Below are 25,252 nucleotides of genomic sequence, written 5' to 3'. Positions count from 1 at the left end.
TGTATGCCATATCAAAATCCGAATGAAAAATTGGATCCTATGATGAAACCAAATTTTGCTGGAAAGGATCCGCAAAAAGTAAAACAAGAAATCGAAAAAGATGTAAGCCAAGGCCAAGGGGCAATGACTGCTCGTGAAGCAGGAGCCATGCGAAAATAGAAACCTTCTATCACAGAATTCAGCCATTATAGGTCATAAAAAACACACCAATGATTGTCCAAATTGGTGTGTTTCAACTGTTTATAGAGGCAGAGAGACTGTACTCAACCGTCCTAAAGCTTCTTCAGGTATTTTTATTACTCATTTACCCATTCTATTTTTTGGGAATCACCGGTTGCATAAGGTTGATCAATTGAAACATGACCGAGTAATGTTTCCTTTACTTCTCCTTCTACTAAAATCTGTACTTGAGCAAATCCAAACTGTTCTAATAGTAGCCCGATTTGTTCAACCAACAGCCCTTCCCCACTAGATCCGAGATTCGCGTTATGAATTTCTTGTGAAAAACTAATATACGCTGTACCGTTATCTTCGCTGATCGTTTCGACAACAACGTCAGCAGGAACTAGAGAGGCAAGCTGGTCATGATCAGGTCCTTCCATCCATGCCTCAAAGGCCGCATAAATAATTTCTTCTTCTGTTGGAGCTGTTACTTCTTCTTTTACCCGATAATTTTTCATTAGGTCATTATCTGCAAAATACAGAACGACTGACTTCGTTATTTCTTGTTCTGGTTCTTTCGGGTCTAATTCATGTTCTGTTACCGTATTTCCTTGATTTTCTTCATTAATCTCCTCACCTGGTTCTGGATCGACCGGTTGCTCTACACTAGTTCCACACCCTGTAATAATAATGGCTGGCAGGAAAACTCCCATTAATAATTTTAAATACCATTTCATCGTCATTCCTCCTTTTTTTCTATCCACTTTCATCATAAAATAGATTTGTATCTTAATGATTGTCTCTACGTAACATTTTTGTTACATAACGTGATGAGAAAGCAAGTTCCTTTCCCTTTCGTTGATTGAACGGTAATCGTCCCACCATGCTGTTCAATGATTTGTTTTACTAAAGCAAGTCCTAGACCGCTGCCTTCCTGACTCCATTCACTCGCATCCCTAGTCCTATAAAAAGGGTCAAATACGTAGGGAAGGTCTTCTTCTGATATCCCAATTCCCTCATCATCAATTGACAGTTCGACATTATCTTTTTCGGATTTGGTCACTGTAACTGAAATCATTGTGTTAGAAGGAGAATAGCGAACCGCATTACTAATGATGTTATCGATTGCTTGAAAAAAACTAGCATGGTCAACATGGAGCATTACATCTTCAAGAGTAAAATCTAATTTAATCCTTTTGTTTTCACAGGCATGCTGAAAGTTCTTTTGTAGATGTTTTTTTATTTCTGAAGCCTCCAAAGGCTCTTTCCTTAAGGATCGGTCCCAGGCACGGTTCATATCAAGAAGTTGATTCACCATTTGTTTCATCTTATCGATTTGAACCATAAGATCAGCAACAAATTCTTCATGGTCTTCAGGGTTTTCCCGAACCAACGCTAAATTTTCACTAATCAACTGCATCGTGGCAAGCGGTGTTTTTAATTCATGAGAGGATGCGCTCAAAAATTGTCTTTGACGCTTTTCGTACTGATTTAGCTGTTGAACCATTCCTTCAATCGCTACCGATAGATCGTTAATTTCATCTTTACGGTTATATTTAAATGTAAAAGAACGGTTATGATGTGAAATTTTATTCATTTCGGAAATCATTTGAGAAATCGGTCGTGAAAACAAAGAAGCAATTCCAAAACTCAAAATAAAAAAGATGATTACAGCCGTTCCGATTACAAGAAGCGTCCAACGCTGAAACGATTGAATGTCCTCATATAATATATTGACATCTTCAATCATTAATAAATAAGTACCCACTGGTTGAGTTCCTTCCAAGGGTAACAAGGTATGCTGTACATATCCGTAATTAGATGTTATTTGAAACGTCGTCCTCGGTAATGAATTTTCTTCTTTTAGTACCGGTATACTAATCTTCGTTCCTGCCTCCAATTGTCCGTAGCTGTCATACCGCACTTGTCCTTGTAAATCAATTAAGAGTAATCGAACATCCAATCGATTACTGTACGTGGATAAATAACCTGCCGTTCTCTCGGGAAATTTAGGGTAAACGCCTTGAAGCCTTTCCACAATCGTTGCGCCTTGATTGATCGTTATCGTTTTATGTCCCTCGATCACTCGTTCTTCATAGGCTTGTACAATGAAATAGTAAAGTGCAACTCCCATTACAATAAAAAGAAGCGAAAATAGGAGCCACATTTGATATTTTAATTTCATTGATGTCCCCCGAAACGATATCCAATCCCGCGAACGGCATGAAGGTAATTTTCGCCCGTCACTTCATTTAACTTTTTCCTTAGACGACTTACATTGACATCAACTGTTCGATCGTTAAAACCTATCGAATCACCCCATACTCTTTCAAACAACGCTTCTCGATAAAATACCTTTCCAGGATGTTTCATCATCACATCTAACAGCTTAAATTCATTGACCGTTAACGGAATACTTTCATCTTTGTAACGAACAACCATCTCGTCTTTATCTAATTCTAACCTTTCAAAGCGGACATAACGATCAGATGTGGTGCGAGAATGCGTCTTATCATTACGACGAAAAAGCGCATGAATTCTAGCTAATAGTTCCCTTTGGTGAAACGGTTTGACTAGATAGTCATCGGCACCCACTTCTAATCCAATCACTTTATCCATGACTTCGCTTTTCGCCGTCAGCATAATAATAGGGACATCCGAAACTTGGCGTACCTCCCGACATAAGTCCAACCCATCCTTTTTTGGCATCATCCAATCGAGCAGGAGAAGATCGTAATGATTTTTTTGAAAGAACTCCCACCCTTCAATTCCATCATAGACCACATCTATTTCATAGCCTTCTTTCTTCAAAAAGAAAGCAACGTTCTTGGCTAATACCTTTTCATCTTCAACTAATAATAGTTTTTTCATGAACATCCCCCCTTTATAAAACAACCTAAGGTGACCTCTCGAATGACTTTCTACTGGATGCTAAAAGTAAAGGCTCGGTAAAATGAGCCTTTACTTACTTGTTATCATGACATTACTTGTTAATCTCTACAATAATAAACTGCTGTCCTTTTTCTGTATACGAAAAAGTAATTGTTTCATTCGCTCCTAAAGATAAAGCACTCTTTTGAGCAACTGGACTTAATTGAAACGCTTCGTAGCCTTTACTTGTTTTGATTTCAACCGTATGCGGATCGGCTAAACCGATAAATGTCCCGGTTTCTTGATACACAACCATCTCTTGTTCTCCTTGTTCTGCATGGCTCGACTGGTCACTTCCTGAAGTTAGATAACTTGAAGCGTTGACCACTCCAATTCCTCCAACAATCACAGCAACACTAACACCTATAATAATGGATCTTATTTTTTTCATCTTCTTGACCTCCTGTTGGTTTTTGTTAACAACTAAAGTATAAAATTTCATTGTATCGGTGGAATTGTGGCTATGTAACAATTTTGTTACTTGGTCGAGTTCTGTAGAATTTAATATATAAGTAGTCGTTTTCTGTGTTTGTACAATCCATATTTGTTCAAATAAAAGGAACTGTCCTCCATTTCGTAAATGTTTCACTCTTATGAGGTTTGGTCTCCCAATTGCTAAGTGATCCGCAAAAAGTAAAAAAAGAAATCCAAAAAGATGTAAGCCAAGGCCAAGGGGCAATGACTGCTCGTGAAGCAGGAGCCATGCGAAAATAAACACCTTTAGCACATTACTCAGCCATTAACAGCACAAAAAAACACACCAACCATTGAGCGAATTGGTGTGTTTCAACTAATTATTTCTTTGTATTTAATTTCTGTGTTTCAAAACGGTTGCCGTTAAAAAAGCTTCTTGATTAAGCAGAAACATTTTTATTACCTTCATCTAAGCCATGCTTTTTCTCAGTTTCTGTAACAATGACAGCACATGATGCATCACCAGTAATATTAACCGCGGTTCTCGTCATATCTAACAGTCGATCCACACCGATAATCAGGGCAATCCCTTCCACTGGTAACCCAACTGATTTTAAAACCATAGCAAGCATGATTAATCCTACACCAGGAACACCTGCAGTACCAATACTTGCAAGCACAGCTGTTAAAACAACAATGAGAATTTCATTGATAGATAGATCCACACCAAATACTTGTGCGATGAAAACAACTGCTACACCTTGCATAATCGCTGTTCCATCCATATTAATCGTCGCGCCAAGAGGTTGAACAAAGCTGCTAATTGATTTTGGCACGTTAAGATTTTTTTGAGCCGTTTCCATTGATATAGGCAGGGTTGCACTACTACTTGATGTACTGAATGCAACGGACATGGCAGGAGCTAACCCTTTAAAGAATTTAATGGGGTTCATCTTTCCAAGCACTGACACCGCTGTTCCATAAGTGAGTAGCGCGTGAATGAATAATGCAATCATAACGGCAATAAAATACATGCCCATCACTTCAAAAGCTTCCCAGCCTTGTTTTCCGATCGCAGATGCGATTAGGGCAAAGGCGCCATACGGAGCTAATTTCATAATTAGATTAACAAGGTACATCATGATTTCATTACCTTGTTCCACAAGGCGGTAAATTCCCTCTGTTTTTTGACCTAATACACCAAGTGCAAGACCAATGAACACTGCAAAAGCAATGATTTGAAGCATATTTCCACTAGACATAGAATCGATTGGGTTGGTTGGTATAATATTTAACAGTGTATCAACAACAGGTGGTGCTTCGGTTGCCTCAAACTGGGCATTTTCAGTATCGAAGTTCCCATTTAACCCCGGCTGCATTACAGAAGCAACGCCTAATGCAATCATTATGGCAACTGTAGTCGTGACTAAAAAATACCCAATCGTTTTCACACCAATTCTACCTAACTTTTTCGGGTCGCCAAGTCCTGCTACCCCTAAAGTGATGGAGATAAAGACTAGTGGCACAACTAACATTTTAATTAAATTTAAAAAGAGCTGTCCTAATGGATAAAGGACGTATTTATCAATAATACTAAATGCTGCTGGTGCAAACAAATTAAGCGCAAATCCAGCGAAAATACCAAGAATTAGTGCAATGATGATCTTTTTTGTAAGATTACTATTTGGTTTCATATGTTACCTCCTATTAAGTTTTTTTAATATAAAAAAAGCCATGAAAAGAGAACTCCATCATGGCTTTACTTACTCACAAATAAATAAGCATAGGTCTCTAAAATAGCTTACGAGGTTAGCTGTCGGATTCGGGAACAGAGAAATTCCCTTCCTTCTTCAAGGATTCACCCCAATAGTACAATCTACTATATGATGGTTCCCCCGCTCCTTTTCAGGATTAAGCTGTTAATTAATTTTATTATATTATTATATTATTTTATTATACTAAAGGATTCGTCAATTTTCGTCAATATTTTAAAGTTATAGGAACGGTTCTATTTCATCTTCGGATACCATTTTCCCTTGATTTTCTTCGCCTGCCTCCTCAACAAGATCTGAGGCTGCTGACTGTTCTATTCAAGTCCTGTACCTTTTAAAAAAAGGCGTCCTCTCCTTATAACCCTGCCCCCTCTCACTATCATTTAATAAAGTCTTTTAATACATTAAGAAAATCTTAAGAATTACCCTTACTATTCGTTAAGATATTTTCCCTAGAATAGAAAAGAAACAACAGTCATTCATTATGTCTGTCAAATATAGGAGGAAATTCTATGATTTTCATATTTCTTTGGTTTTGGTTAGGAGGATTTATAGCTCCTGTGCCGAATGAATTAATGTTGTTAACCATCAGCAGTACCCATAACGATCAAGCTTATCCGATTATTCTTTTCCTTGTGGTGTTCAGTGGACTTTTAGCAGGAAATACAACATCTTACTTGGTCGGCAAATACTGTGGGTCACGCATTGTATCACGATATAATCGAACAAAATATTTTCATAAAGCAGAAACCCTCCTTAATTTGTTTAACGAAAAAATTCTTTTGGTAACCTATTTCATGCCCGGTATTCGGAATGTGGCTGCTTTACTATGCGGAATGAAAAGGATTCCTTTTGCTACGTATGCTATTTACTCCTATCCGAGTATTTTTATTTGGGCATTGTTGTATTTTACACTCGGTCAGCTTGTACCCAATCCTCTTGCATTATGGGAAAAGATTGATAGCGTTCCCCTTCTAGCAGGTGCAATTGCATTGATTCTTCTTGCAATCATGAAAATCTATTTACCAAGGAGGAAAACGGTTGGACTCATCTCGAATTCTCGTCTTTGAGGACGTGTACAATGCTGTCCTGCGAATAGTGATAGTAGATAATGTGATAGTAGATAATGTGATAGTAGATAATGTGATAGTAGATAATGTGATAGTAGATAAAGTGATGAAATAAGAGCAGTAGCAAGGTCTGTCCCTCGCTACTTGATGGGGCAACATCCCCTCTTCAATTGCGTTTAATTAATTGGACAAACCCCTTCACCCTAACTATGCGGAACTGAGAGGCCTCTATTTGTGATAAAATCGATGGTTTCACGATTTTATACCACTGAGAGGCCCTTATCTAGCAAAAATAGGATGATTTTTACGTGTTTCATAGTAATTAAGGACCTCTCAGTGCCGCAACACCTCTAAAAAGGCGTTTTATATGAAATTAAGCGCCTCTCAGTTCCCTAAGTTAACCACGAACAGCGTGCCTGCTTTGGCGCAACTCCTTACTGTGCTTCTCGGCAAATTTTTGCAACCTGTTGTTGACGAGAGATTTTTCTAAGCACTCTTCTCAATTCTTTTTCTCTCTTAAAAACTCCTATTAGTAGTTTAGCTGTTTGATAGCAAGCTGCTACATCGAGATTTTCCTCGTCCGTATGCTCATTCATATAACCCGCCGATAAATTTACGCTTTGAATGGAATGGCCAGCCCAAATTCTTGTGTCACTGCTTCCGCCTATTGTAGTCGCCCAACCGCTCAAGCCTTCTTCAACCGCTACTTTTTCGAAAAAGTCACCGTATTCTGGATCGCAAAACGGTTGAAAACTCCCGCAAGAAGTGACAATATCACCATTTCCCCGTCGGTCTACAACGATTGCTGCATCCGTTCCCCAAAGGAAATATTCGTCCACCTTCTTTGCGCCAATTAACCCGCATTCCTCCTCGACTGTAAAGATAACTTTTACTCTCCCGCTGAAAGTAGAATGATACAGATGTTCAATAAGATGAAGGATAACCGCAATCCCTGCACGGTCATCAGCACCTAATATTCCTTTACTGCTAGACCAGATCGTGGCTTTCTTCGAAATGACTCGATCCTCTTCTAGTTCATAGGCTGTATCCAAGTGAGCGTTTAACAAAATCGTTGGTCCATGCCCGCTGCGATATGTTTTTTCAGCCAACACATTTCCTGTGTGGTCGACGGTCATATGGTCCACAAAAGGGGATAGTTTTTTCATTACAAATTCTCTTACTCTTCCTTCATTCCCACTCACTCCAGGGATCATTAACAATTGCTCCAGTTGTTGATAGAACAATTGTTCTTTTATAAAATCAACACCATGCCCTAGCCAGTTTTCATCAACAACGCTCATTTTTTCTGCTAAATTTAGAAGCTCATTTTGGCTTAGAGCTAATGGTAAATGGAAAGAATTACGGTGCTCCCGCCAATATACACGTCTTATGCCAAGGGCAAGCAACATTTCATTCAATGTTTCGATGTTACAATCTTTTGTAAGCATTACATGAGCTGCTCTTCTACCGTGACCATCACATGACCCTGTGGTATAAAAACCAATGCGATTAAACTGGCGAACGACACCACTAATATACACATCTAATTCACGTACCTTTGGAGCCTCGTGGCCAGAATGAAACCATAACCCTTCTCCTCTTCCACGTTGAGGAAATTGAATGGCTTCAATCCAGTCCTCTTCCCCTATGGATTCTTCGAGAAGGGATAACATGCCCTTATTGAAAATAAATTCAACGTTCGCCTTCTCAAGGCACTCGAATAGAAATTGAAGATTTAATTCCGTTTCATTTATACAATCAAACGTGTTTCCCCCTTGTTCTTCCAGTAGCCATCCATGACGAGTAAATAATTGATTCCAAGTTTTCATCGTATCATCTCCCTTTTGTTTCTAGACACATTATCTCAAAGGAGCTGTGACACACCTGTCACACCGCGAAAGAAACAAGAAAGCACAATTTAAACTTGGAAAGAAACGTTGATTTGCGACATATGCAAGCCGCAAGCACCTGTGTCAAGGTTTAGCCCGCCGTATGAGATTAAGAAAACGCAGTTTAAGCTAGTGAACAGATATTGATCACCAAAAGTAGATGAGTGTAGCCCAATAGCCACTCGGTGCTCGGGCTGTGTTTACAGCGACAAGGATGTATCACGTCTGCTATGGTTTGTCACAATCACGCCAGATTGTGGACTATCATCTTCTTTTGCTAGTAGTATTGGACTGCGCAGGAAACCACTTTGTTTTAGTCAGTTGGCCTTCTTCAAAATAAGCCCTTTAAACAATAAGAAAAGTAAGTTAATTGAACTTAATTTTAATTACTTTAATGATTAAGCATAAACCCCTAATTACTGAAATAATGTTTCCAATATAAAATAAAATTCGTACCATTACTTATCTTAGGAGGCACACGATGAGATTTTCAGGTGTAGGTTTGGTTATGCTAGCCGCTATATGCTGGGGCATTAGTGGAGGAATTGCCAACATTTTAATAAACAAGGGCTGGGACCCTATTGTGATTTCATTTTACCGAGGGGCTATTGGATTTCTATGTTTTTTCGCGTGGTTTCTCTTTCACTTTAGACAAAATTGGATCTTCTCTACTCGTTTATACATATGGTCCCTATTGGCAGGTGTTGGTGTTGCTGGAAATTTCACTTTTTATTTTATAAGTATCGAAGCCTCGAGCATTGCTGTTGCGTCTACTTTAATGTACACCGCACCTCTGTTCGTTCTTTTAATCTCCTTTTTATTACGAATAGAACGTTCGACTTGGTTTAAATGGGGGTGCATTTCCGGAGTACTTATGGGGATTATCCTGCTTACAGGTGCCTACAACACCGAATCCATTTCAGTGAGTTTTGTAGGGACGGCAGCGGGGCTTGCTTCTGGTCTTTCTTATGCATTATTTATATTCGGCTTTAAGAACGCCTCTTCTATCGGAAAGCCTCAGACCACTTTAACTATCGCTTTTTTTTCATTTTGCCTCTTCCTTTTTCTATTTATGGACACTGGTGAGGCAGCTAGTGTGGTGACATCGAGTGACATGGGATGGTTTCTTCTATTAGGGATCGTGGGTGCTGGAATTTCATTTATAATTTATCTGATTGGCATTCGATGGACTACTGCGACAACTGCTTCGATGGTCGCTATGGTAGAGCCTGTGACAGCTTCATTATTTGGCGTTCTGCTTATTGGAGATCATTTGACAATCGTTCAACTTCTTGGAATGGTGCTCGTCCTGCTTACGATTACCGTACTTAGTGTAAAGCAGTCCGAAAAAAAGATTATGCCTAATAACTAATTAATTTGAGCACACTATTTAAGTCAAGCGGTGTGTTCCAGTAACAACAATTAGCTACCCAAGGAGGAAAAAGGAAGGCAGTGTAAAAGACAATGCCTTCCTCGCTACCGGACTGTATTGCAGGAATTTCTTAACATTTCTAGTTCTTCGATTGATAATGATTGGAAGTCGGTATTCTTCTTTTGGTTAAGATTTATCATTTTTGAGTAAGTTAGAATTCTTTGCTTTCCAAAATAAACCTACTCCACCTACTGCTGCAACCACTATGTAACCCATCCACTGTTTGTACTCCGTATCTTTTTTCAATGATAGCTCAACCATTCGTTCGATTCTATCATTCAAATTTTCTCTCTCTTCTGGAGTTAAATTTGGATTTTTTAATTGGTCTGCATAAGTATCCATTGCTTTATCGATAATGCTTAACACTTTTTTCTGTACTTTTCTACCTTCTTGAATAAATTTGGTAGCCGCTTCTAATAAAGCAGGGGCAAATTCTTGTAAGATTTCACGCTCTTCGGAAGTTAATGCTTTTGTATCGTATTGGTTGTTTTTAAGCTTTGTAAAGGAATTTTCAATCGCATTGTTTTCACTCATTCCAGATCCTCCTATTCTAATCATCTTTCCCTGTTATTTCCAAAACCAAAAAATGAAGAAATTCATCATTATTTATTCTATAGGTAATACAGGAAACCCTTCTCCCATTAACATTCTGCCTTTTAGTCTAAGCTAAAACACCCTACACAATCTTCATACTAAAATCATATCAGAAGAGTATTTTTGTTTATTTTTCCACAATCTTGGTAACCGTTGTTGCGTAATATCGTTGAACTGCTCATCAAGAGATCCTGTTATAAATGATAGGTCTTGTTCAACTAAAGGTCAGTTAGTTGAATAAGTAATCTTCTTTTTTATTAATTACAGAGTTCGAAGTTAATAGTAAATCCTTTTAAAATTAATTTCACTGAATAAATTTCACTGAATAAATTTCCTTACCAGCTAGATACTAACTCTAGTGTTATTTTTTAACACTAAACTCAATGTGGAGGGATATACTTTGGATATTCTTTTTAGTTTATTCTCAGGCATAATTACAGCAGGAGTTAGAGTAGCATTCTTCTTTAGCAATATCATATTCAGATTAAATACGATGTTAAGGATGCAATCTCTAAATTAAATTATTGAATATTCATCAAGTATTACCTTGTGTACATTGTTTACGAAAGAGGCAAGCCAATTATTTTGCTTGCCTTTTTTAGTTAATACATATTAATACTTATTTAAATAATTCTCAAGAATTCAAACTTTACATTTCCTCTATATTTTTAAAAAGATTATATTTCTATCCGATTTAGTAAAATATACTTTATGAGGTGATTTTATGGATAAAGAGGATTTAAAGCTCACATCTGCTGAGATAGGGACTTTGTGGGGAGAATATGTTAATGGTACAGCTGTTGATATTATAAACAAGTATATGTTATCCATTATAGAAGATGAAAAAATAAAAACACTTTTTGAGGATGCGATAAGTACATTTGCAAAACAGAAAAATCAGATAGCTACGTTTATTGAAAATGAGGGATTTCCTGTACCAATTGGATTTACTGATGCAGACCTTAATAAAGGGACAAAAAGATTATTTTCGGACATTTTTTGTTTACACTATTTACACGTTATGACGTTACATGGTTTATTGGGACACACAACATCACTTAGTGCCTCTGTAAGAAAGGATTTGAGAAATTTTTATGATTCGTGCGATAATGACGGCAAAAGAATGTATCATCAAACGATAGAATTACTGTTAGAAAAGGGACATTTTCAAAGAGACCCTTACTTTTATCCTGAAGCAACTCCTGAATTTATTTCAGGTCAACAATTTTTAGATGGCTACTTTGGGGACAAACGACCTTTAGCTGCAACCGAAATGATTAGCCTTTCTTTTAATTTGAAAAAGAAGATATTGGAGAAAACTCTTTCTATTGCATTTAGCCAAGTTGCCCAATCTAAAGAAGTAAGAAAATTTTTGGAATCATCGCAAAAGACCTCGGATAACCAAATTCAAGCACTTAGTTCTATATTAAAAAAAGATAATTTGCCTGTACCAATGTCTTGGGAAACAGAGGTCACAACTTCTCAGGATCCTCCTTTTTCAGATAAGTTAATGTTGTATCATATTGGTTTCCTACTACAAACCGCACAAGCCTATCATGGAACAGGACTTGCTTCTGCAATGCGAACTGACCTTGCCGTAACTTATGAGAAGATTATATTAAAAAACTTGATGGTGACAAAAGAATGGTTCAATATAATGACGCAGTATAAGTGGTTAGAGGAGCCTCCACTTTCTCCAAATAGAAAAAACCTTGCAAAAGACAAATAATTAACCAATTAGCACCTCTCATTAATGGGAGGTGTCTTATATTTGACCAAACGTTCTTACTCAACAAAAGCACCGTTAGCTTAAGTACATTCTTTCACAAACTCCTTTAAAAATGAAGAAACTTTACTGCGCAGTTATCGTCATATATGAAGAAGAGACGATCACTTAATAAACGTAATCGTCTCCGTAATTTTTCAACAGTATATTTGAATTGCGAAACAAATGGAGCTGTTATTTTCCTTAATTTCTTCTTCAACATAAGCTTATCGTTACTTTAAGTGTAACAATTCACATAGGGATATAAATCCTTTTCTAATCATAAATCTTCATTAAAACTCATTGTTTATTGAACCATTTTTTGTTTTTCTTCCATTTTCCTCACCAAACCAATCCATAACCTAGTCACTAAGGATTTTACATTAAGACTAATAAAGGAATGATACCATTTCCAACTCCGCTTAAATTTTATTAAACCTGTATTTCTTTCTGCCCAAAGCTCAATCAGAATCATTGGGATTGTGAAACAAAGTAGTTTTAAAAATATGGTAAGAGGTTTGTTATCTTTTTCGGTAAACTGATTATAGAACATCGTCATTGTCGGATATAGTAAAAAGTCAAATAAAATATTTATTTTAAACACTTTAGGCAATAGTCGTGTAGGGTATTTCACTGTGTTGTAGGTAACAACAAAATTATCAATAATTCCATTTGTAGCGGCATTCCAAAGAAAAACCAATAACCAATCTTTAATTGGTCGCTTCCTTAAAGCAAGCGGTAGTAACCCAATACCTACCACAAATAGAGTTCCTAAAATAAACTTATCTAATTTCTTATTTCCCCACATGAAAAATGCACCCCTTTAAAAATTAGGATGCATCGTCTAGTTAAATTTATGTAATAATAATTCTTTTTTAGCCAAGAGAATTATTCTTCAACTTTTGCAACACCTAGTGCAAGATGTTCCCACAAAATTTCTTCTACTTTATCAACTAATTCCTTCGAACACTCTACAACTAAAACTACTTCTGACTGTTTTCCTTTTAATACTCTTTTTCTTTTATGGATAACTTTAAAAATAATATAGTCAATAATAAATCCTATTATAAAACCAACTGCTGCCCCAATTAACCCCCAGTAGATTGGACCCCACTCTAAAACAAACCCGACACTTGCCCCAATTACTGCAAATGCAGTTCCTATTGCAGCTCCCTTGTCAAATAAGCTAATTCCATCTGCTCGATGAAGGGTATCAAATAACCTTCTTTCTTCTACTCGGTTAATAAGAGGAACTGCTAATATACATTCTCTACTCACTCCAATTTTTTCTAATGATGTAATGGATAACTCAAGATACGACGAGTGCTCAAATGTCGAAAATATTTGCAACTATTTCACCTCATTTACAGAGTAAGGGAACTTCACACGGTATTTCTGATATTTTTCTATTAAAAACTTTCTCTGTTCACTTTCGTATAGTTTATTATTCTCAACAGTATTTACATAAGAATCATAAACGCCAAATCCGAGGTGTGAAGGAATAAAAAGTAACCATTGTGGGTCCATTGCTTGTGTTGCTAATGCTATCTCCCCTAAAAAAAGATGATGGATAGCGACTAAAACATTCGAAAAGTATACAAATCCTATCATAAAAGCCATTGTGAAAATAGCGGTAATCACTCGGTGTATATAGAGTTGACCAAGCCCAGGTGTAAAAAGAGACCAAATGATTGCCATTATCGGTCTTCTTTTATCTAAATAATTTATTTCTAAAGCACCAATGGTATATGAGTTAAAATCAGCATTTTCGTGCTCTGCTAATAAGAAAACTTTGTTCATATCAACAGATGTACGATAGCTATCCCATATCGCATAAATATAAACTGGAATATACAAAAGCATCCATCTTGGTTCAAGAACTTCTTTTGCCAATTCAATATTCCCAGTAAATGAGTAGACCATTGCCAGATTTATATTTGCCATATTATTCACAAGAATTTCCCATAAAAACAATGCATACCCTCTCAAATATTTTGATAAGAGGAGATGACCAAAGCCTGGGAAGGCTGCCGACCACCATGCTATTATATATGGATTTCTTAAATGGAGTTGGGTAGTACCAACAGCACTTACATGTGCTTTAAACCGACGTTCCCTATTCGTGGAGTTAAAATTATTCAATTTTTTCGCCTCAATTGTTAGTTTTGGATTTTTACAAATTTTAGGGTTTTACTAATTGAGACCCTTTATTCATACTTTTTATTAACTTCTGCTCCGTGAATTGTAAAACTACTTGTAGCTATGAGTTTTTTGGTTAATTACTTGCTGCACAGTAATGGTCTACTGCGTAATACAAGAGTTACTCACATATTCAATCCCATTTGCGTAAGGCTGGCCTTATTCTTACTGAAATTAAATCAACTGTTTAACAATATCGGTATTCCAAACTATGGCTTTATACATTTTATCTTTTACACCAAGTAAGATTGCGGTGGTAAATACTGTATCAGAGGAATTAGCTTTCAATCTCTGTCATCAGGCTGTCATCTCTGTTTAAAAAAAACAAAAAACCATCATATCTCATGATGGTCTTATTTCACCTCGTTCCTCTCGCTTTCCGCTCCACACATTGTACGTTTTCTGATAAACAGACAAACAAACTTCAAAATCAAAGTCATACGCACTAATAGCGTGTAGCTGCCTTTGAACCGTTGATCCCTCAAACACTGAAATCATTATTTTAAGATCACTAGACAGCTCATAACAACGCGTACGCATTTCACTCAAATGAATCGGTTCAATATCATATAGTTCAATATAGTTTTTCTGCTTATTGGAAAAAAAGCAATCTATCATTTTACATAAGGTTTCATCCTTCAAAACATATATCCCAATCATTAACAAGGCATCGTCTAGCATGTTTTCGAGAGTAGGGATCCATGTAATCTCATTCTTCCTTCCAGCACCTGCTGTCTGTAAAACCCACGCAGGCCTGCTATTCTCTGATAAATGAAGGGTATGTGTAATTCCACAAATCCCCCCGTCATTTGGATGTCCATGACCAACAAGCAGCTGGGCAGTAAATGTACTCATTCGAACCCCTCCTAGTTATTGTTTCATTTTAAATTTAGTCTGCAAATCGGTTACGAGCTTTTGATAGTAGCTGTCACTTATAAACCCTTCTGCCCCTCGAAGGATTTCTTCTGCATAGTGGTCAGGCGGCGCCACTTCCTCTGTTTTATCAACGACTAAAAACGTTAATACATTCTTGTAGGTGTTTCCACCGAACGTCACATCGATAAAAGCAGGTCGATAAATGGCAGCGGTCACACCCTCTCTCCGGAACAAGTAAGGTAGAGTGTCACGGCTAATGTGATAGACTTTTCCTTCTGCATACTCATCCGATTCTATGATATCGGCTCTCCCGCCATCATGCGCTTTTCGGGTATATGCTAATGAATAACCGTTTGCCACACCACAACCTAGCACTCTTTCAAACTGGTTCTTTACGCCGGCCAGTTGAAATCGTTCATCATCAAGGCATGACCCATAGGCAAAGTATAGCAATTCGTCCTGCTGTAAATAACGATAACACTTCCAATCACCGAACTTAATTGTATCAAATTCAGAAACGTTTTCATCATGGAACACATAAACCAACGCTTCGATGGTTCCGAAGTCGGTATGAACCTCCTGGGTGATTCGATCGTACAGATTGTTTTTACCTTGACCTTCATACCCTTCTAACACATCCAGTCGCTTAAGCTGCTCCGGCGTTACCTCATAGACTTCGCCATAGACACGTTCACTCGTGCCAGCAACCATTGCAGGATAGCCGCAACCTGTGTCATACAAGCTTCCATATGTCCAGCATTGACGGCTTACACATCTCGCGTCTTTTAGTAAGTAGTGATTGTTTTCATGCTGACGCAGTGTACCGTAAACAAACACCTCATATCCATTTTTCATCTTTAAGCTGCTCTCTTTTCTTTTTAGCATCAACATCATCTCCCTTGTTATTTGATACCTGAAGTATAATCAATGGGGTGTGACACCACTGTCACAGCGAAAAAGCCTCTGGATTAATCCAGAAGCAGATCGGTGCTCACATCTCGGTTATGTTTAAACATACGATATTGGTATAGACGATTCCAGCGGTAACCGCCGTCAATCGTTTCAATCATTTCATGCTGCGGGTCTAAAAATTCCAATCGCTCCCGTAATCTCGAAATACTGCGTCTTAACGCAGCGTGGGGATCCCTGGAATGTCGATACCTTCTCTGAATAATTTCTTCGCGATGAACCCCTTCAGGATGCCGCATTAAAAACTCAATCAAAGGCACTTGTGATGCTGGGATGGAAACTTCCCGTTCGTTGAATGATAAAGTAGTATCGTTTATGCTGCGTTGATTTAAAATATAACAACTCTTATTTTCAAAGGGATCGGAAAGCTGTTCGTATTCCCGCTCACTAATCTCTTTAAATTCTTTTCCGTCTACAATCATTTGGTAAGGTTTTTCTTCCGGTTGGCCGGTTGCTTTTAGTTCACTTAATAAATGTTTAAATTCGCCAAACAGTTCGAGGTCTGCAGGAGGAATTTGTTCCACCCTACCAAGACTCTCTTTTAAAATAATTTGCGTTGCTTTTAATGTGTAATAATGAGCCTTAATTTGTTGTTCTTTTTCAAGTTGATTTCGGGCCTGCCTAGGAAAACAATTCAGAGAACGCTGAAACGAGTCAACGGACTTCGCCCATTCCTGCTCATAAAAATAAAGAAATCCTAAACGATAATAGGCCCTTGCATTTTCAGGATCGATTTTGACGACTTGATGAAATCGCATGATCGCTTTTTTGTAAGAATGCTGACGGAGTTTCAAGTCTTCCCCTTGCACAAGTAATAAATAAGCAAGCGTTTCTTTAAAACGGATGACATTCGGCTTTAACCTCGAGAGATTTCTAAAAATCTCGACCCCTTCGTTAATCCAACGCAGGCTCGTTTCATCCTCTCGTTCCCACCAATCATCTTCCTTTTCTAGCAGCTCTTCTTCTGATAGATTTGACAATCTGGTCATATGTCTCCCCCTCGTTCGTGTAGTAACAACCAAATGGTTATATACCCTTCAAAACTATGGTCCACTAATAGAAAAAGGAACAACCTCTTACTAGAGAATTGTTCGAGATTGATCCATTAAGATATATGGTTATCTGTCTTATCATTTATATAAATACTTTTAATAAAACTTTCAATAATTTCATTAAACTCTCTAGGGTTATCCAAATTTGCAATGTGACCAGCATTAGATAATTTAATTAATGATCCGACTATGCAGCCTGCTACTATTTTCGGATATTTTAATTCTGCAGTTGTTCCAAATGTACAAAGACTTTTTATTAATTGATCTTGTTTTTGTAAAAGGACATACCCGATAATACCCCCTGCAGAATTCCCTACATAATGAACTTGCTGAATGTTGAGATACGAAAGTAATTCAAGTAAATCGTCTCTATGTTTTTCTAATCTATATCTTGTTTTCGTCCATATAATTATTTCACCCACACTTACTCTAATTTTATATACAGACTTCCATTTCCTAACACAATTCATCATTCACTTTGGAGTAAACTCGAAATTTAATCATTATTTCTAAACATATGATATACCGTCAATACTTTAGATGGACACTCTTCTACTGTTTTATAACCAAGATACTCGTATATTTGTTGATTTTTTTTATCAGCAGTAAACAAATAAGTCCCCATAGCATCAGATTCAGAAATTTGGTGTACCTTTTCCATTAATGCCTTACCGATCCCATATCCTTGATAATCAGGGTGGACTGCTATTGCCTCTAGCACTAGATAAGGTTTCTAAAATTTTTGAGAATGCTTCATAGCCTTACCAAGTTTTAATGTCTTTCTCCAGTTTACTTTTGATACTATAGAGATAGCTTTCAAAACATCCGGAAACACCATTTGGATTGCTTTATTAAAGGGAATTTTCATATCTTTTTTTATTATTGCGATCCCTAGTATTAAGTCATCTTTAGTAGCCACAAGAATATAGTGACCTGCATTAAAATATACTTTCGCTTTTAATATCGACAAAAGATAGAATAGCTCTTTCGTTTTAGCATTTGAAAAATCATAAACAGCACTAGTAAAAGCTTCGTGTTGAAAAGATTCGACCAACACGTTCATTCCTTCCTCTATCTCTGGCTCTTCTATATGTTTAACATTAACCTTATTCATTTCATCACTTCCACATTCTTCGAAAAAATTACATCTGGACTATTATTAACTTTCTTTTGTGAAATTAGTTTTTCTTTTGTTGTATCTGTAATAAATGTGATTAATTCTTTAGTAAAATCAGTTGGGTTATCTTGGTTTGCAATATGGTGAGCATTTTTTATAATTGTCAGTTTACTATTTTCTAGAGTTTCGTTAAATTTAATATTCATTTTCTTTACAAATCCTGCTTCATGATCTCCATATAAAATTAAAGTTGGCTGTTCAATTGGTGTGGAAATACCTTCTACCATATCAAGTAACATAGCTTTTGTAAGGTGTATGATGACATGTTTTCCTGTTTTAGCAGAAGATTTTTCCAAGTAATCTTGAGTCTGCTTTTGTAACGCCTTATGTTTAGCGAACATTTTAAACATATACTTATTTGGAATTAGCATAATCATTGGGCTAATAAACGGAACCACTGCCTTTAGTAAAATACTAGACTTAGGATATAGCCCACCTCCACCAATATGAACTGTGGCAATAACTTTTTCTGGATATAAATTAGCCGCATGTGAAACGATAAAACTACCAAGTGATTGACCAATTAGAATTGCTCTATCAATATTTAAATGATTTAATAATTTAATTACAAGATGTGCACAAGTTTTAGAATATGGCAAACGATGATCTAGATGTGAAGATTTCCCATGATTAGGTAAATCTAATACAATGATTTTATACTGCTTTTCTAGTTCAACAATCTGAGATTCAAACGTTATATGGTCCATTGCAACTCCATGTAAAAATACTAATGAAGTCTTATTGTCCTGACCAGATACTTTATAGTATAATTTTCCACCATCAAAATTATAAAACATCCCAACCCCCCCACAAATAATTTTAATACAAATTTTACCTTCATTAGACAGATAGTTTTGTTTTTATTTGAACAATATGTTAATTTCTTTATTTCATAAACTTTTTTACCTTCTCTAAAATAGAAAATCATGTTTTCACACTTGAGGAATTCGCTATACAAGTCAAGAAATGACAACTTTTCTATTATATTATTTAAAACAAGGAGGGTTCGGAAATGGATGCATTGGAAATGAAAATGGCGGTACAACGAATGCAAGAATATATTGATGCTAATTTGCATGAGCAAATTACACTTAAACAATTAGCTAATGTAGCTGGTTACTCACCATGGCACGCAGCCAAGATTTTTAAGAATGCTACTGGTAAGACACCTTTTGATTACATCAGATCTTTACGACTTACAAAAGCTGCCCTTATTTTACGTGATAGTAATGAGAGGATCATTGATGTTGCACTAAATTTTGTATTTCATTCCCATGAGGGTTTCACAAGAGCATTTTCAAAGGAATTCGGATTACCACCTAAAAGGTATAAGCAATCTACACCGCCAATTAAATTATTCATGCCAGAAAAAGTTTTCGACACCTACTATGCCCTACAAAAAGGAGGAGTATCAATGAGTCAAAAAAAAGATACGAAATCGGTATTTGTTCAAGTGGTCGAGCGCCCAGCAAGAAAGGTATTGTTGAAGCGTGGCGTAAGCGCCAAAGACTATTTTCAATACTGTGAGGAGGTTGATAGTGTTGAAGTTTGGTCGATCCTTACAAGCGTTAAAGAGGCGATATATGAACCTGTTGGTATGTGGCTACCAAACCACCTCATTGAAGAAAATACGTCTCAGTACGTCCAAGGAGTTGAAGTGCCTTTGGACTATAGCAACAAAATTCCAGAGGGATTTGAGCTAATTGAACTTGACCCTTGTACAATGATGGTGTTCCAAGGAGAGCCTTACGACGATGAAGACTTTATGGCTGAAATTGATCAAGTTTGGAAACATATCGATAACTTTAACCCTACTATTTACGGTTTTAAATGGCAACCTGAAGCAGCTCCAAGATTCCAACTTGCACCAATGGGCTATAGAGGCTACATTGAAGCTCGACCCGTTTCATCTGTTATTTAGCACCTACTTAATTAAAGCTCTTCGTTGTTAAGTACACCCTTTAACATAGTTGTAAGTGCAAATTTTATTTCAATTACAACTTAATATACTTTTCAACAAAAATATCCCAATTTCTGCACTAACTTTGAGAAATTGGGATATTTTTTAATCTTTTATAAAATGTTAGGATGCCACATTATCCATTCGCTTTTTTAGAGGGCTCTTTGTTAAATCCCTTTGTCTTAAAGAAAAAATAGAAAGGGTAATCATGAGTAGAAAACCAACCCCAATACCGATGACAACACTTAACGATTGGTTAAACGTGCCCCCTCCATTAAAGAAGAGAATATCCTTAAAGCCCTCCACATGGAAACGTATTGGGATCCACGAATAAACGCCATAATAATAGGCATTAGATAACATTTCAGGCGGAACTTGGACTAGGGCGGGACCAAAGAGCCAAATAATGATTAGAATTGGCCACCCTTTAAATCCAAACCAATTTAAAACGGAGCTTTGAATTAAGAAAAAAACGAATGCTGTCAATAAAATGAAAAATAAAAGAAGTCCTGTATTTGTGACCTCAAGTCCCATAAACACATTTACAATGATATAGGCTAAGAGGGTTTGAACGATTGATAGCAGAAGACCAGATACCAATTGTGTACTTATAAAAGAGCCAGGCTTTTGTTCAGGACGATGCATCCCAAGCCATACCATTAAAGCACCTATTAAACTACCAAGCCAAATCAATACAGTAAATATCATTGGTAGCTGCCCTTCTTTATTGCTGCTTGGAGCATGTATTTGAGTGGTGTTTGCTGTCACTATGTTACCTATTAATAATACATCATCTGGTGAAACTTGGATGTCATTCGCAGCGTAACGTACAAGTAATTCATTTCTTATCTCGGCATTTTGTTTTGCAACAACGCCTCCTAGGATCGAACTAACTATCTGTGCTCCTTGGAGATTCATTCCTTCATTAATAAATATGTCGATCGTTACAGGTTGAAGTGTTCCCTCCATTATAGCACTTAAACTTGAAGTGAATTTCTCTGGAATATGAAGAGCGCCGTATACTTCTTTATTCTCTAAGCCTTCCATCATCTCTTCATAGTTGGAATATAAAATCCATTCCACCTCTTTCATGTCTGTTGAGATCATTTCTGACTCCACTTGTTTGATCATTTCTCCAGTGTCACTCGAAACAAATCCTACGGGTAAGTTTTTAACCTCAGTAAATATGACCGGACCAAAGCTCGCATAGGCTAACAACATTTGAATGACAAAGACAAATAGAATAACTCCAATAAAATTCTTACTTAAAATAAAGTTTTTCATGTTCCTTCCTCCTTTTTAAAAATATATATTTCATTGAACAATCAATGAATTAAATAGGTAAAATAAGTGGCCTCCTCCTTTTATGATCGAGACCACGTTTTTACTGTATGATCCACTAACATACGAATGTAATCTTCCTCTTCTTCCAATCCAAAAATAAAGTCTTTGTTCATAATGAGTTTTTGAATAATATATATGGTGATCGAGTTAGAAAATTGCATAAGCATCATTCTTGGATCAAGATCCTTTACTTTATTTTCCGCAATATAATGGTTCAAAATGTCCACTGCAAAATCAATCGTTTCTTTAAATTGATGAAAGAAGCTAGTAATAGCATCCGACTCCAAAATATTACTTTCTCTAAATAGGATAAGAATGTATTCTTTGTCTTTCGTTGCATATTTAAAAATTATTTTTGCGATATTAAACAAAAATTCGTCTACAGGCATTTCCTTATGAAGGGAAGAAACAGCTTGTCGCATGCCATTAAGCTTTCTTTCGGATTCCTCTTCAATAAGAGTAAACAGGATTTGTTTTTTACCTTCAGGGAAATAATGGTATATCAATCCGTCAGCCATACCGATAGATTGATTAATCGATCTTGTTGTAGTTGCATGGTAGCCTTTTTCTGCAAACAATCGTTTGGCAGATTGAAGAAGCTCATTTCTCCGTTGTTGAGCCTGCTTTGCACGTTCTGTCATTTTCTTATCTGTCATTTCATTCACCGCCTGTTCAATGAAATAATATCACAAGAAAAAAATATGTGCAATGACCGATCCTTCACCGGTAGTCACAGTAAAATAATCATCCTATTCAAATACTATTTTAAACTCAGAAGCATTATATGTATCTCTTTTAAGCTCAACCATGACATGCCACTCTGCCATATCATCAGTTGCGTATTGGGGTACATTTCTTTTGACACTAACATCGACAAGACTTTTATTACGTTTGATGTCTGTAATATCATGCCGAATAGACCCGCTACCTTCTTGTAATAACACAAACACAAGAACATGATCTTTGAAAAAATCATCGTTATATTTCTCTATTGCATCCAAAAAACCAATGGTTGCATCGGAATAAACTACTTCTTTTTTTTCTAAATCGTAGGCATCTTTGTTCTCGATATAATAAGCGTTTAACTCCTCGGTTGAAGAAATCCGTGAAACGGTCGGATAACTCTTTCCGTCAACGAACGCATTGGTACGAATATACTGAACTTCAAAATCTAAATTTACTTCTTTATCTAAGTGTTTTTGTACGTTTGTATCATTAGAGCAACCCGTAACTGGAATAGTGAATAACAGTACTAACATTAAACCAATAAAAAGAAATTTCATTTAGCTTCCCACCACTACTTAATATTTTTCACTACAATGTTTAAACGTTTAAGCTCACAATTGAATTATAGTAAATTGATGAGTATATTACTTTTCTTTGTACAGCATATACGCCGAGATACTTTTTGAAAATATTTAAATGAAACTTGTACATATGTATATAACAACTTGAATAAACAGCCAAATGACCGTAACTATTTTAGCCCAAAAATATCCTTTATACATTACCCCCCACAAGCCAATGTTTAGTAAAAGTACAAAAAGTGAAAAAGCATCTGGTTCGGTCAAAAAAGAAATCACGGCTAAAATCAATAGTATTCCGATAACTTCTAATAATAACGTTCGACCTTTTTCTTCAAAGAAGTCCATTTCTTTTTACCCCAATTCATCAATCTACTTTACTTATTTGCCCTTAAAAAGTAATTGTGCAGTTCATCCTCTCGTAATCTACAGCAAGATGTTGGATGTTCATAAAACTAAAAAAGTATTCCTTTAACGGTTTTCTTCTAGATAGTTAGAGATCAGTTTGATGTTGTTTAAATTTTTCCCGTAGTCAATTAAAGTGGTTGGAACGATAGGCCTGCTTTGAACCCATACTTTAGAAACTTCTTCATCGACTTTTTGAATATGAAATTCTAGTTTATCACCCCATGTTTGAATGTTGACTCCTGTCTTTGCTTGGATGATCCCTTTTTCTACATCTTCATGAGTAATTTTCGTACCGTTAATACTAGAAAGAGAGTTTTTGCACAGCTCAAAGGCATCTTGATATGGCAGCTGAAGTTCAATTTCTTTTTCTTGCCTTACACTACTTTCAGCTTTTCCACCGACTCGCTTAACTAAAAGGTAGTTCATAGCCCCTAGAATGACCGTCATGAAAATCCCAAAGGCTAAACCAGATGTGATATTGGTTGAAACATCACGATCGTTGATAAACATCGTCAATCCAAAAATACTAGTTGTGGCGAAAAAGATCATTAACAATTTCTTCATAATAAGTTCACCTCATTCAAATACCATTACGTTATTTGTAAGCCCATTAATTATTGTATGTTCTTAATACGCTTTAAAAGTAAAAAGGTTTCATAGAGTTGCAGTAAAAAGCGTTAATGTTAAACTAAGGTTAATAAAAACAAATGATTAGAATTGAAAAATGTTTTTTGAAATGGAGGGCGAATTTATGACGAAACGAGGAGCTGGCGTAGCATTTATAGCTATATCTGCATTTCTAATATCTACCAAATATTTAAGTGTAGCCATTTTTGGCTCTGCTTTAGGTATAGGTAATGGAAGAATAATAGCGGATATGGTAAGTGATGTTGGCTATACACTAAATATTTTCAGTTTATTTACTTTGATTACAGGAATTGCGTACATAATTTGGGGAGAACTCGAAGAAAAAAGGAACCCTAACTAATCATAGTCCACTAACGAGAGAGTTTGTGATATAAGAAGGTAAAAAAAGTAATAAAAATGGCTCGGTTCACCGATGTGTAAACCGAGCTTTTTTATATTTAATTGCCCCACAAATTAAGCTGTAAATACAAATACAAATTAGCTGCATTTCCGATTATAATATACGATTTTGCGATAGGATACGGATACTCATGAAAAATTGTATACTTTCCACTTTCTAATACTAACTCTTCCATCCCAGGTACAATCACTCTTACATCTTTACTGTCATCTAAGAAAATGAGAAATAGCATGGATATAAATATTAAGCTCCCGATTTTATGTATGTCCTTTCTAATTGATGTCGACACTGTGACCAATGTGTATATGCTCGGTTATATCGGGTTTCATCACTAAAAACACACACATATCAGAGGTGAACAACATGCTTAGACTTATTCTTTTCGCCTTCATTGCTCTTTTTATTTTGACAGGCACGAATTTTGGGAAAAACTTAATGGCAGATCACAACTTCTTAGAGGAAGGTAAAGATTTGAAGGAGAACTTTATTAGTAATGAAAAGTTTGATATGTTGGGGCAAGACAAAATTGAGTCACAACATGATGCTGGTTTAGCCGATGATGAAGTTGAGTTGCGCCACCATGATCTCGGCCCAATGACGGATGAAACTTCCACCGACCAACAAGAGGAGCTCGCATTAACAAAAGATGAGGCGATCACAAGGGTGCTGTCTGAATTTTCGATGACAGAGTTGGTCACAATGGTAGATAAAGTAAAAAATGGCTTAACTGAAAAAGAATTTGAAGAAATGAAAACGACATTAAAACACCATTTTTCAGCCGAGGAAATCGAGGCGCTAAAAGAACTTGGGAAAAACAAGATAAAAGAGTACTTTCATTCATCCGATGAATGACCGACCAGGTATTTTTTCCTTCTTTAGTATAGTA

The 25,252-nt window shown here is 36.4% G+C and carries 29 protein-coding genes and 1 riboswitch; of the genes, 7 read left to right on the top strand and 22 right to left on the bottom strand.

The genetic code is table 11. The features are described 5' to 3' along the window. Positions 1-3: 3 nt before the first annotated feature. On the top strand, positions 4-159 hold the full coding sequence (locus N7Z68_RS13105; protein ID WP_275118923.1) for a hypothetical protein: 156 nt from the start codon (positions 4-6) through the stop codon (positions 157-159). A gap of 137 nt (positions 160-296) precedes the next feature. On the opposite strand, the gene N7Z68_RS13100 is transcribed toward N7Z68_RS13105, so the two are convergent. From N7Z68_RS13100 to N7Z68_RS13080, 5 genes are all read right to left on the bottom strand, one after another. Next, positions 297-899, bottom strand: coding sequence for a GerMN domain-containing protein (locus tag N7Z68_RS13100; RefSeq protein ID WP_275118922.1), 603 nt, complete (start codon positions 897-899; stop codon positions 297-299). A gap of 65 nt (positions 900-964) precedes the next feature. After that, positions 965-2,347, bottom strand: coding sequence for a sensor histidine kinase (locus N7Z68_RS13095; protein WP_275118921.1), 1,383 nt, complete (start codon positions 2,345-2,347; stop codon positions 965-967). Further along, a complete protein-coding gene (locus tag N7Z68_RS13090) occupies positions 2,344-3,033 on the bottom strand; it encodes a response regulator transcription factor (RefSeq protein ID WP_275118920.1) in 690 nt (229 codons plus the stop codon). Before N7Z68_RS13090 ends, N7Z68_RS13095 begins: the two co-directional genes overlap by 4 nt. A gap of 112 nt (positions 3,034-3,145) precedes the next feature. Then, positions 3,146-3,484, bottom strand: coding sequence for a LytA/YqiH family protein (locus N7Z68_RS13085; protein WP_275118919.1), 339 nt, complete (start codon positions 3,482-3,484; stop codon positions 3,146-3,148). A gap of 463 nt (positions 3,485-3,947) precedes the next feature. Continuing rightward, complete coding sequence (locus tag N7Z68_RS13080) at positions 3,948-5,201, bottom strand: dicarboxylate/amino acid:cation symporter (RefSeq protein WP_275118918.1); 1,254 nt, start codon at positions 5,199-5,201, stop codon at positions 3,948-3,950. A gap of 90 nt (positions 5,202-5,291) precedes the next feature. Then, a riboswitch (cyclic di-AMP (ydaO/yuaA leader) is annotated at positions 5,292-5,435 on the bottom strand. 356 nt (positions 5,436-5,791) lie between these two features. Here N7Z68_RS13080 and N7Z68_RS13075 point away from each other — a divergent pair. Next, positions 5,792-6,349 (top strand): DedA family protein, encoded by a 558-nt coding sequence (locus N7Z68_RS13075; RefSeq protein WP_275118917.1) that lies wholly within the window; start codon positions 5,792-5,794, stop codon positions 6,347-6,349. A gap of 434 nt (positions 6,350-6,783) precedes the next feature. Here N7Z68_RS13075 and N7Z68_RS13070 read toward each other — a convergent pair whose 3' ends face one another. After that, positions 6,784-8,178 (bottom strand): M20/M25/M40 family metallo-hydrolase, encoded by a 1,395-nt coding sequence (locus N7Z68_RS13070; RefSeq protein WP_275118916.1) that lies wholly within the window; start codon positions 8,176-8,178, stop codon positions 6,784-6,786. A 541-nt stretch (positions 8,179-8,719) separates the two neighbouring features. Between N7Z68_RS13070 and N7Z68_RS13065 the strand changes: the two genes are divergently transcribed. Next, positions 8,720-9,610 (top strand): DMT family transporter, encoded by an 891-nt coding sequence (locus tag N7Z68_RS13065; protein WP_275118915.1) that lies wholly within the window; start codon positions 8,720-8,722, stop codon positions 9,608-9,610. Between the two features lie 186 nt (positions 9,611-9,796). Here the strand turns inward: N7Z68_RS13065 and N7Z68_RS13060 are convergent, their stop codons facing one another. Further along, positions 9,797-10,204 (bottom strand): hypothetical protein, encoded by a 408-nt coding sequence (locus N7Z68_RS13060; RefSeq protein ID WP_275118914.1) that lies wholly within the window; start codon positions 10,202-10,204, stop codon positions 9,797-9,799. 784 nt (positions 10,205-10,988) lie between these two features. Here N7Z68_RS13060 and N7Z68_RS13055 point away from each other — a divergent pair. After that, complete coding sequence (locus tag N7Z68_RS13055; RefSeq protein ID WP_275118913.1) at positions 10,989-11,993, top strand: DUF3231 family protein; 1,005 nt, start codon at positions 10,989-10,991, stop codon at positions 11,991-11,993. Positions 11,994-12,336: 343 nt separating this feature from the next. On the opposite strand, the gene N7Z68_RS13050 is transcribed toward N7Z68_RS13055, so the two are convergent. From N7Z68_RS13050 to N7Z68_RS13005, 10 genes are all read right to left on the bottom strand, one after another. Beyond that, positions 12,337-12,837 carry a CBO0543 family protein gene (locus tag N7Z68_RS13050; RefSeq protein ID WP_275118912.1) on the bottom strand — a complete coding sequence of 167 codons (501 nt, stop codon included), beginning with the start codon at positions 12,835-12,837 and terminating at the stop codon, positions 12,337-12,339. 80 nt (positions 12,838-12,917) lie between these two features. Further along, complete coding sequence (locus tag N7Z68_RS13045) at positions 12,918-13,379, bottom strand: hypothetical protein (protein ID WP_275118911.1); 462 nt, start codon at positions 13,377-13,379, stop codon at positions 12,918-12,920. Then, complete coding sequence (locus N7Z68_RS13040; RefSeq protein WP_275118910.1) at positions 13,380-14,171, bottom strand: hypothetical protein; 792 nt, start codon at positions 14,169-14,171, stop codon at positions 13,380-13,382. Positions 14,172-14,570: 399 nt separating this feature from the next. Beyond that, positions 14,571-15,083 carry a hypothetical protein gene (locus N7Z68_RS13035; protein ID WP_275118909.1) on the bottom strand — a complete coding sequence of 171 codons (513 nt, stop codon included), beginning with the start codon at positions 15,081-15,083 and terminating at the stop codon, positions 14,571-14,573. 15 nt (positions 15,084-15,098) lie between these two features. Further along, a complete protein-coding gene (locus N7Z68_RS13030) occupies positions 15,099-15,989 on the bottom strand; it encodes a gamma-glutamylcyclotransferase family protein (protein ID WP_275118908.1) in 891 nt (296 codons plus the stop codon). An 83-nt stretch (positions 15,990-16,072) separates the two neighbouring features. Next, positions 16,073-17,062, bottom strand: coding sequence for a tetratricopeptide repeat protein (locus tag N7Z68_RS13025; protein ID WP_275118907.1), 990 nt, complete (start codon positions 17,060-17,062; stop codon positions 16,073-16,075). Positions 17,063-17,178: 116 nt separating this feature from the next. Continuing rightward, positions 17,179-17,547 (bottom strand): alpha/beta fold hydrolase, encoded by a 369-nt coding sequence (locus N7Z68_RS13020; RefSeq protein ID WP_275118906.1) that lies wholly within the window; start codon positions 17,545-17,547, stop codon positions 17,179-17,181. Between the two features lie 74 nt (positions 17,548-17,621). Beyond that, positions 17,622-17,846 (bottom strand): GNAT family N-acetyltransferase, encoded by a 225-nt coding sequence (locus N7Z68_RS13015; protein WP_275118905.1) that lies wholly within the window; start codon positions 17,844-17,846, stop codon positions 17,622-17,624. A 12-nt stretch (positions 17,847-17,858) separates the two neighbouring features. After that, positions 17,859-18,239 carry a hypothetical protein gene (locus N7Z68_RS13010; protein WP_275118904.1) on the bottom strand — a complete coding sequence of 127 codons (381 nt, stop codon included), beginning with the start codon at positions 18,237-18,239 and terminating at the stop codon, positions 17,859-17,861. Next, positions 18,236-19,099, bottom strand: coding sequence for an alpha/beta fold hydrolase (locus N7Z68_RS13005; RefSeq protein WP_275118903.1), 864 nt, complete (start codon positions 19,097-19,099; stop codon positions 18,236-18,238). Before N7Z68_RS13005 ends, N7Z68_RS13010 begins: the two co-directional genes overlap by 4 nt. Before the next feature lie 215 nt (positions 19,100-19,314). On the opposite strand from N7Z68_RS13005, the gene N7Z68_RS13000 reads away from it, so the two are divergent. Continuing rightward, entirely contained in the window at positions 19,315-20,223 is a 909-nt protein-coding gene (locus N7Z68_RS13000) for an AraC family transcriptional regulator (protein ID WP_275118902.1), read from the top strand. A 162-nt stretch (positions 20,224-20,385) separates the two neighbouring features. Here the strand turns inward: N7Z68_RS13000 and N7Z68_RS12995 are convergent, their stop codons facing one another. The 5 genes from N7Z68_RS12995 to N7Z68_RS12975 form a co-directional block, all read right to left on the bottom strand. Further along, on the bottom strand, positions 20,386-21,546 hold the full coding sequence (locus tag N7Z68_RS12995; protein WP_275118901.1) for a YhgE/Pip domain-containing protein: 1,161 nt from the start codon (positions 21,544-21,546) through the stop codon (positions 20,386-20,388). Between the two features lie 80 nt (positions 21,547-21,626). Next, on the bottom strand, positions 21,627-22,262 hold the full coding sequence (locus N7Z68_RS12990) for a TetR/AcrR family transcriptional regulator (protein ID WP_275118900.1): 636 nt from the start codon (positions 22,260-22,262) through the stop codon (positions 21,627-21,629). A 93-nt stretch (positions 22,263-22,355) separates the two neighbouring features. Beyond that, positions 22,356-22,889 carry a hypothetical protein gene (locus N7Z68_RS12985; protein ID WP_275118899.1) on the bottom strand — a complete coding sequence of 178 codons (534 nt, stop codon included), beginning with the start codon at positions 22,887-22,889 and terminating at the stop codon, positions 22,356-22,358. Positions 22,890-23,024: 135 nt separating this feature from the next. Beyond that, positions 23,025-23,258, bottom strand: coding sequence for a hypothetical protein (locus N7Z68_RS12980; protein ID WP_275118898.1), 234 nt, complete (start codon positions 23,256-23,258; stop codon positions 23,025-23,027). Between the two features lie 123 nt (positions 23,259-23,381). Then, positions 23,382-23,882: a hypothetical protein gene (locus N7Z68_RS12975; protein ID WP_275118897.1), complete on the bottom strand. Its 501-nt coding sequence runs from the start codon at positions 23,880-23,882 to the stop codon at positions 23,382-23,384. Positions 23,883-24,069: 187 nt separating this feature from the next. Between N7Z68_RS12975 and N7Z68_RS12970 the strand changes: the two genes are divergently transcribed. After that, positions 24,070-24,306 carry a hypothetical protein gene (locus tag N7Z68_RS12970; protein WP_275118896.1) on the top strand — a complete coding sequence of 79 codons (237 nt, stop codon included), beginning with the start codon at positions 24,070-24,072 and terminating at the stop codon, positions 24,304-24,306. Between the two features lie 423 nt (positions 24,307-24,729). Continuing rightward, positions 24,730-25,218, top strand: a complete 489-nt coding sequence (locus N7Z68_RS12965; RefSeq protein ID WP_275118895.1) for a hypothetical protein — start codon at positions 24,730-24,732, stop codon at positions 25,216-25,218. The last annotated feature ends 34 nt before the right edge of the window (positions 25,219-25,252 follow it).

This window comes from Alkalihalobacterium chitinilyticum, from assembly GCF_029028005.1.
Classification (GTDB): Bacteria; Bacillota; Bacilli; order Bacillales; family Bacillaceae_F; genus Alkalihalobacterium; species Alkalihalobacterium chitinilyticum.
The sequence above is the reverse complement of the archived record's forward strand: the minus strand, read 5'-3'. Positions and strand labels throughout refer to the sequence as shown.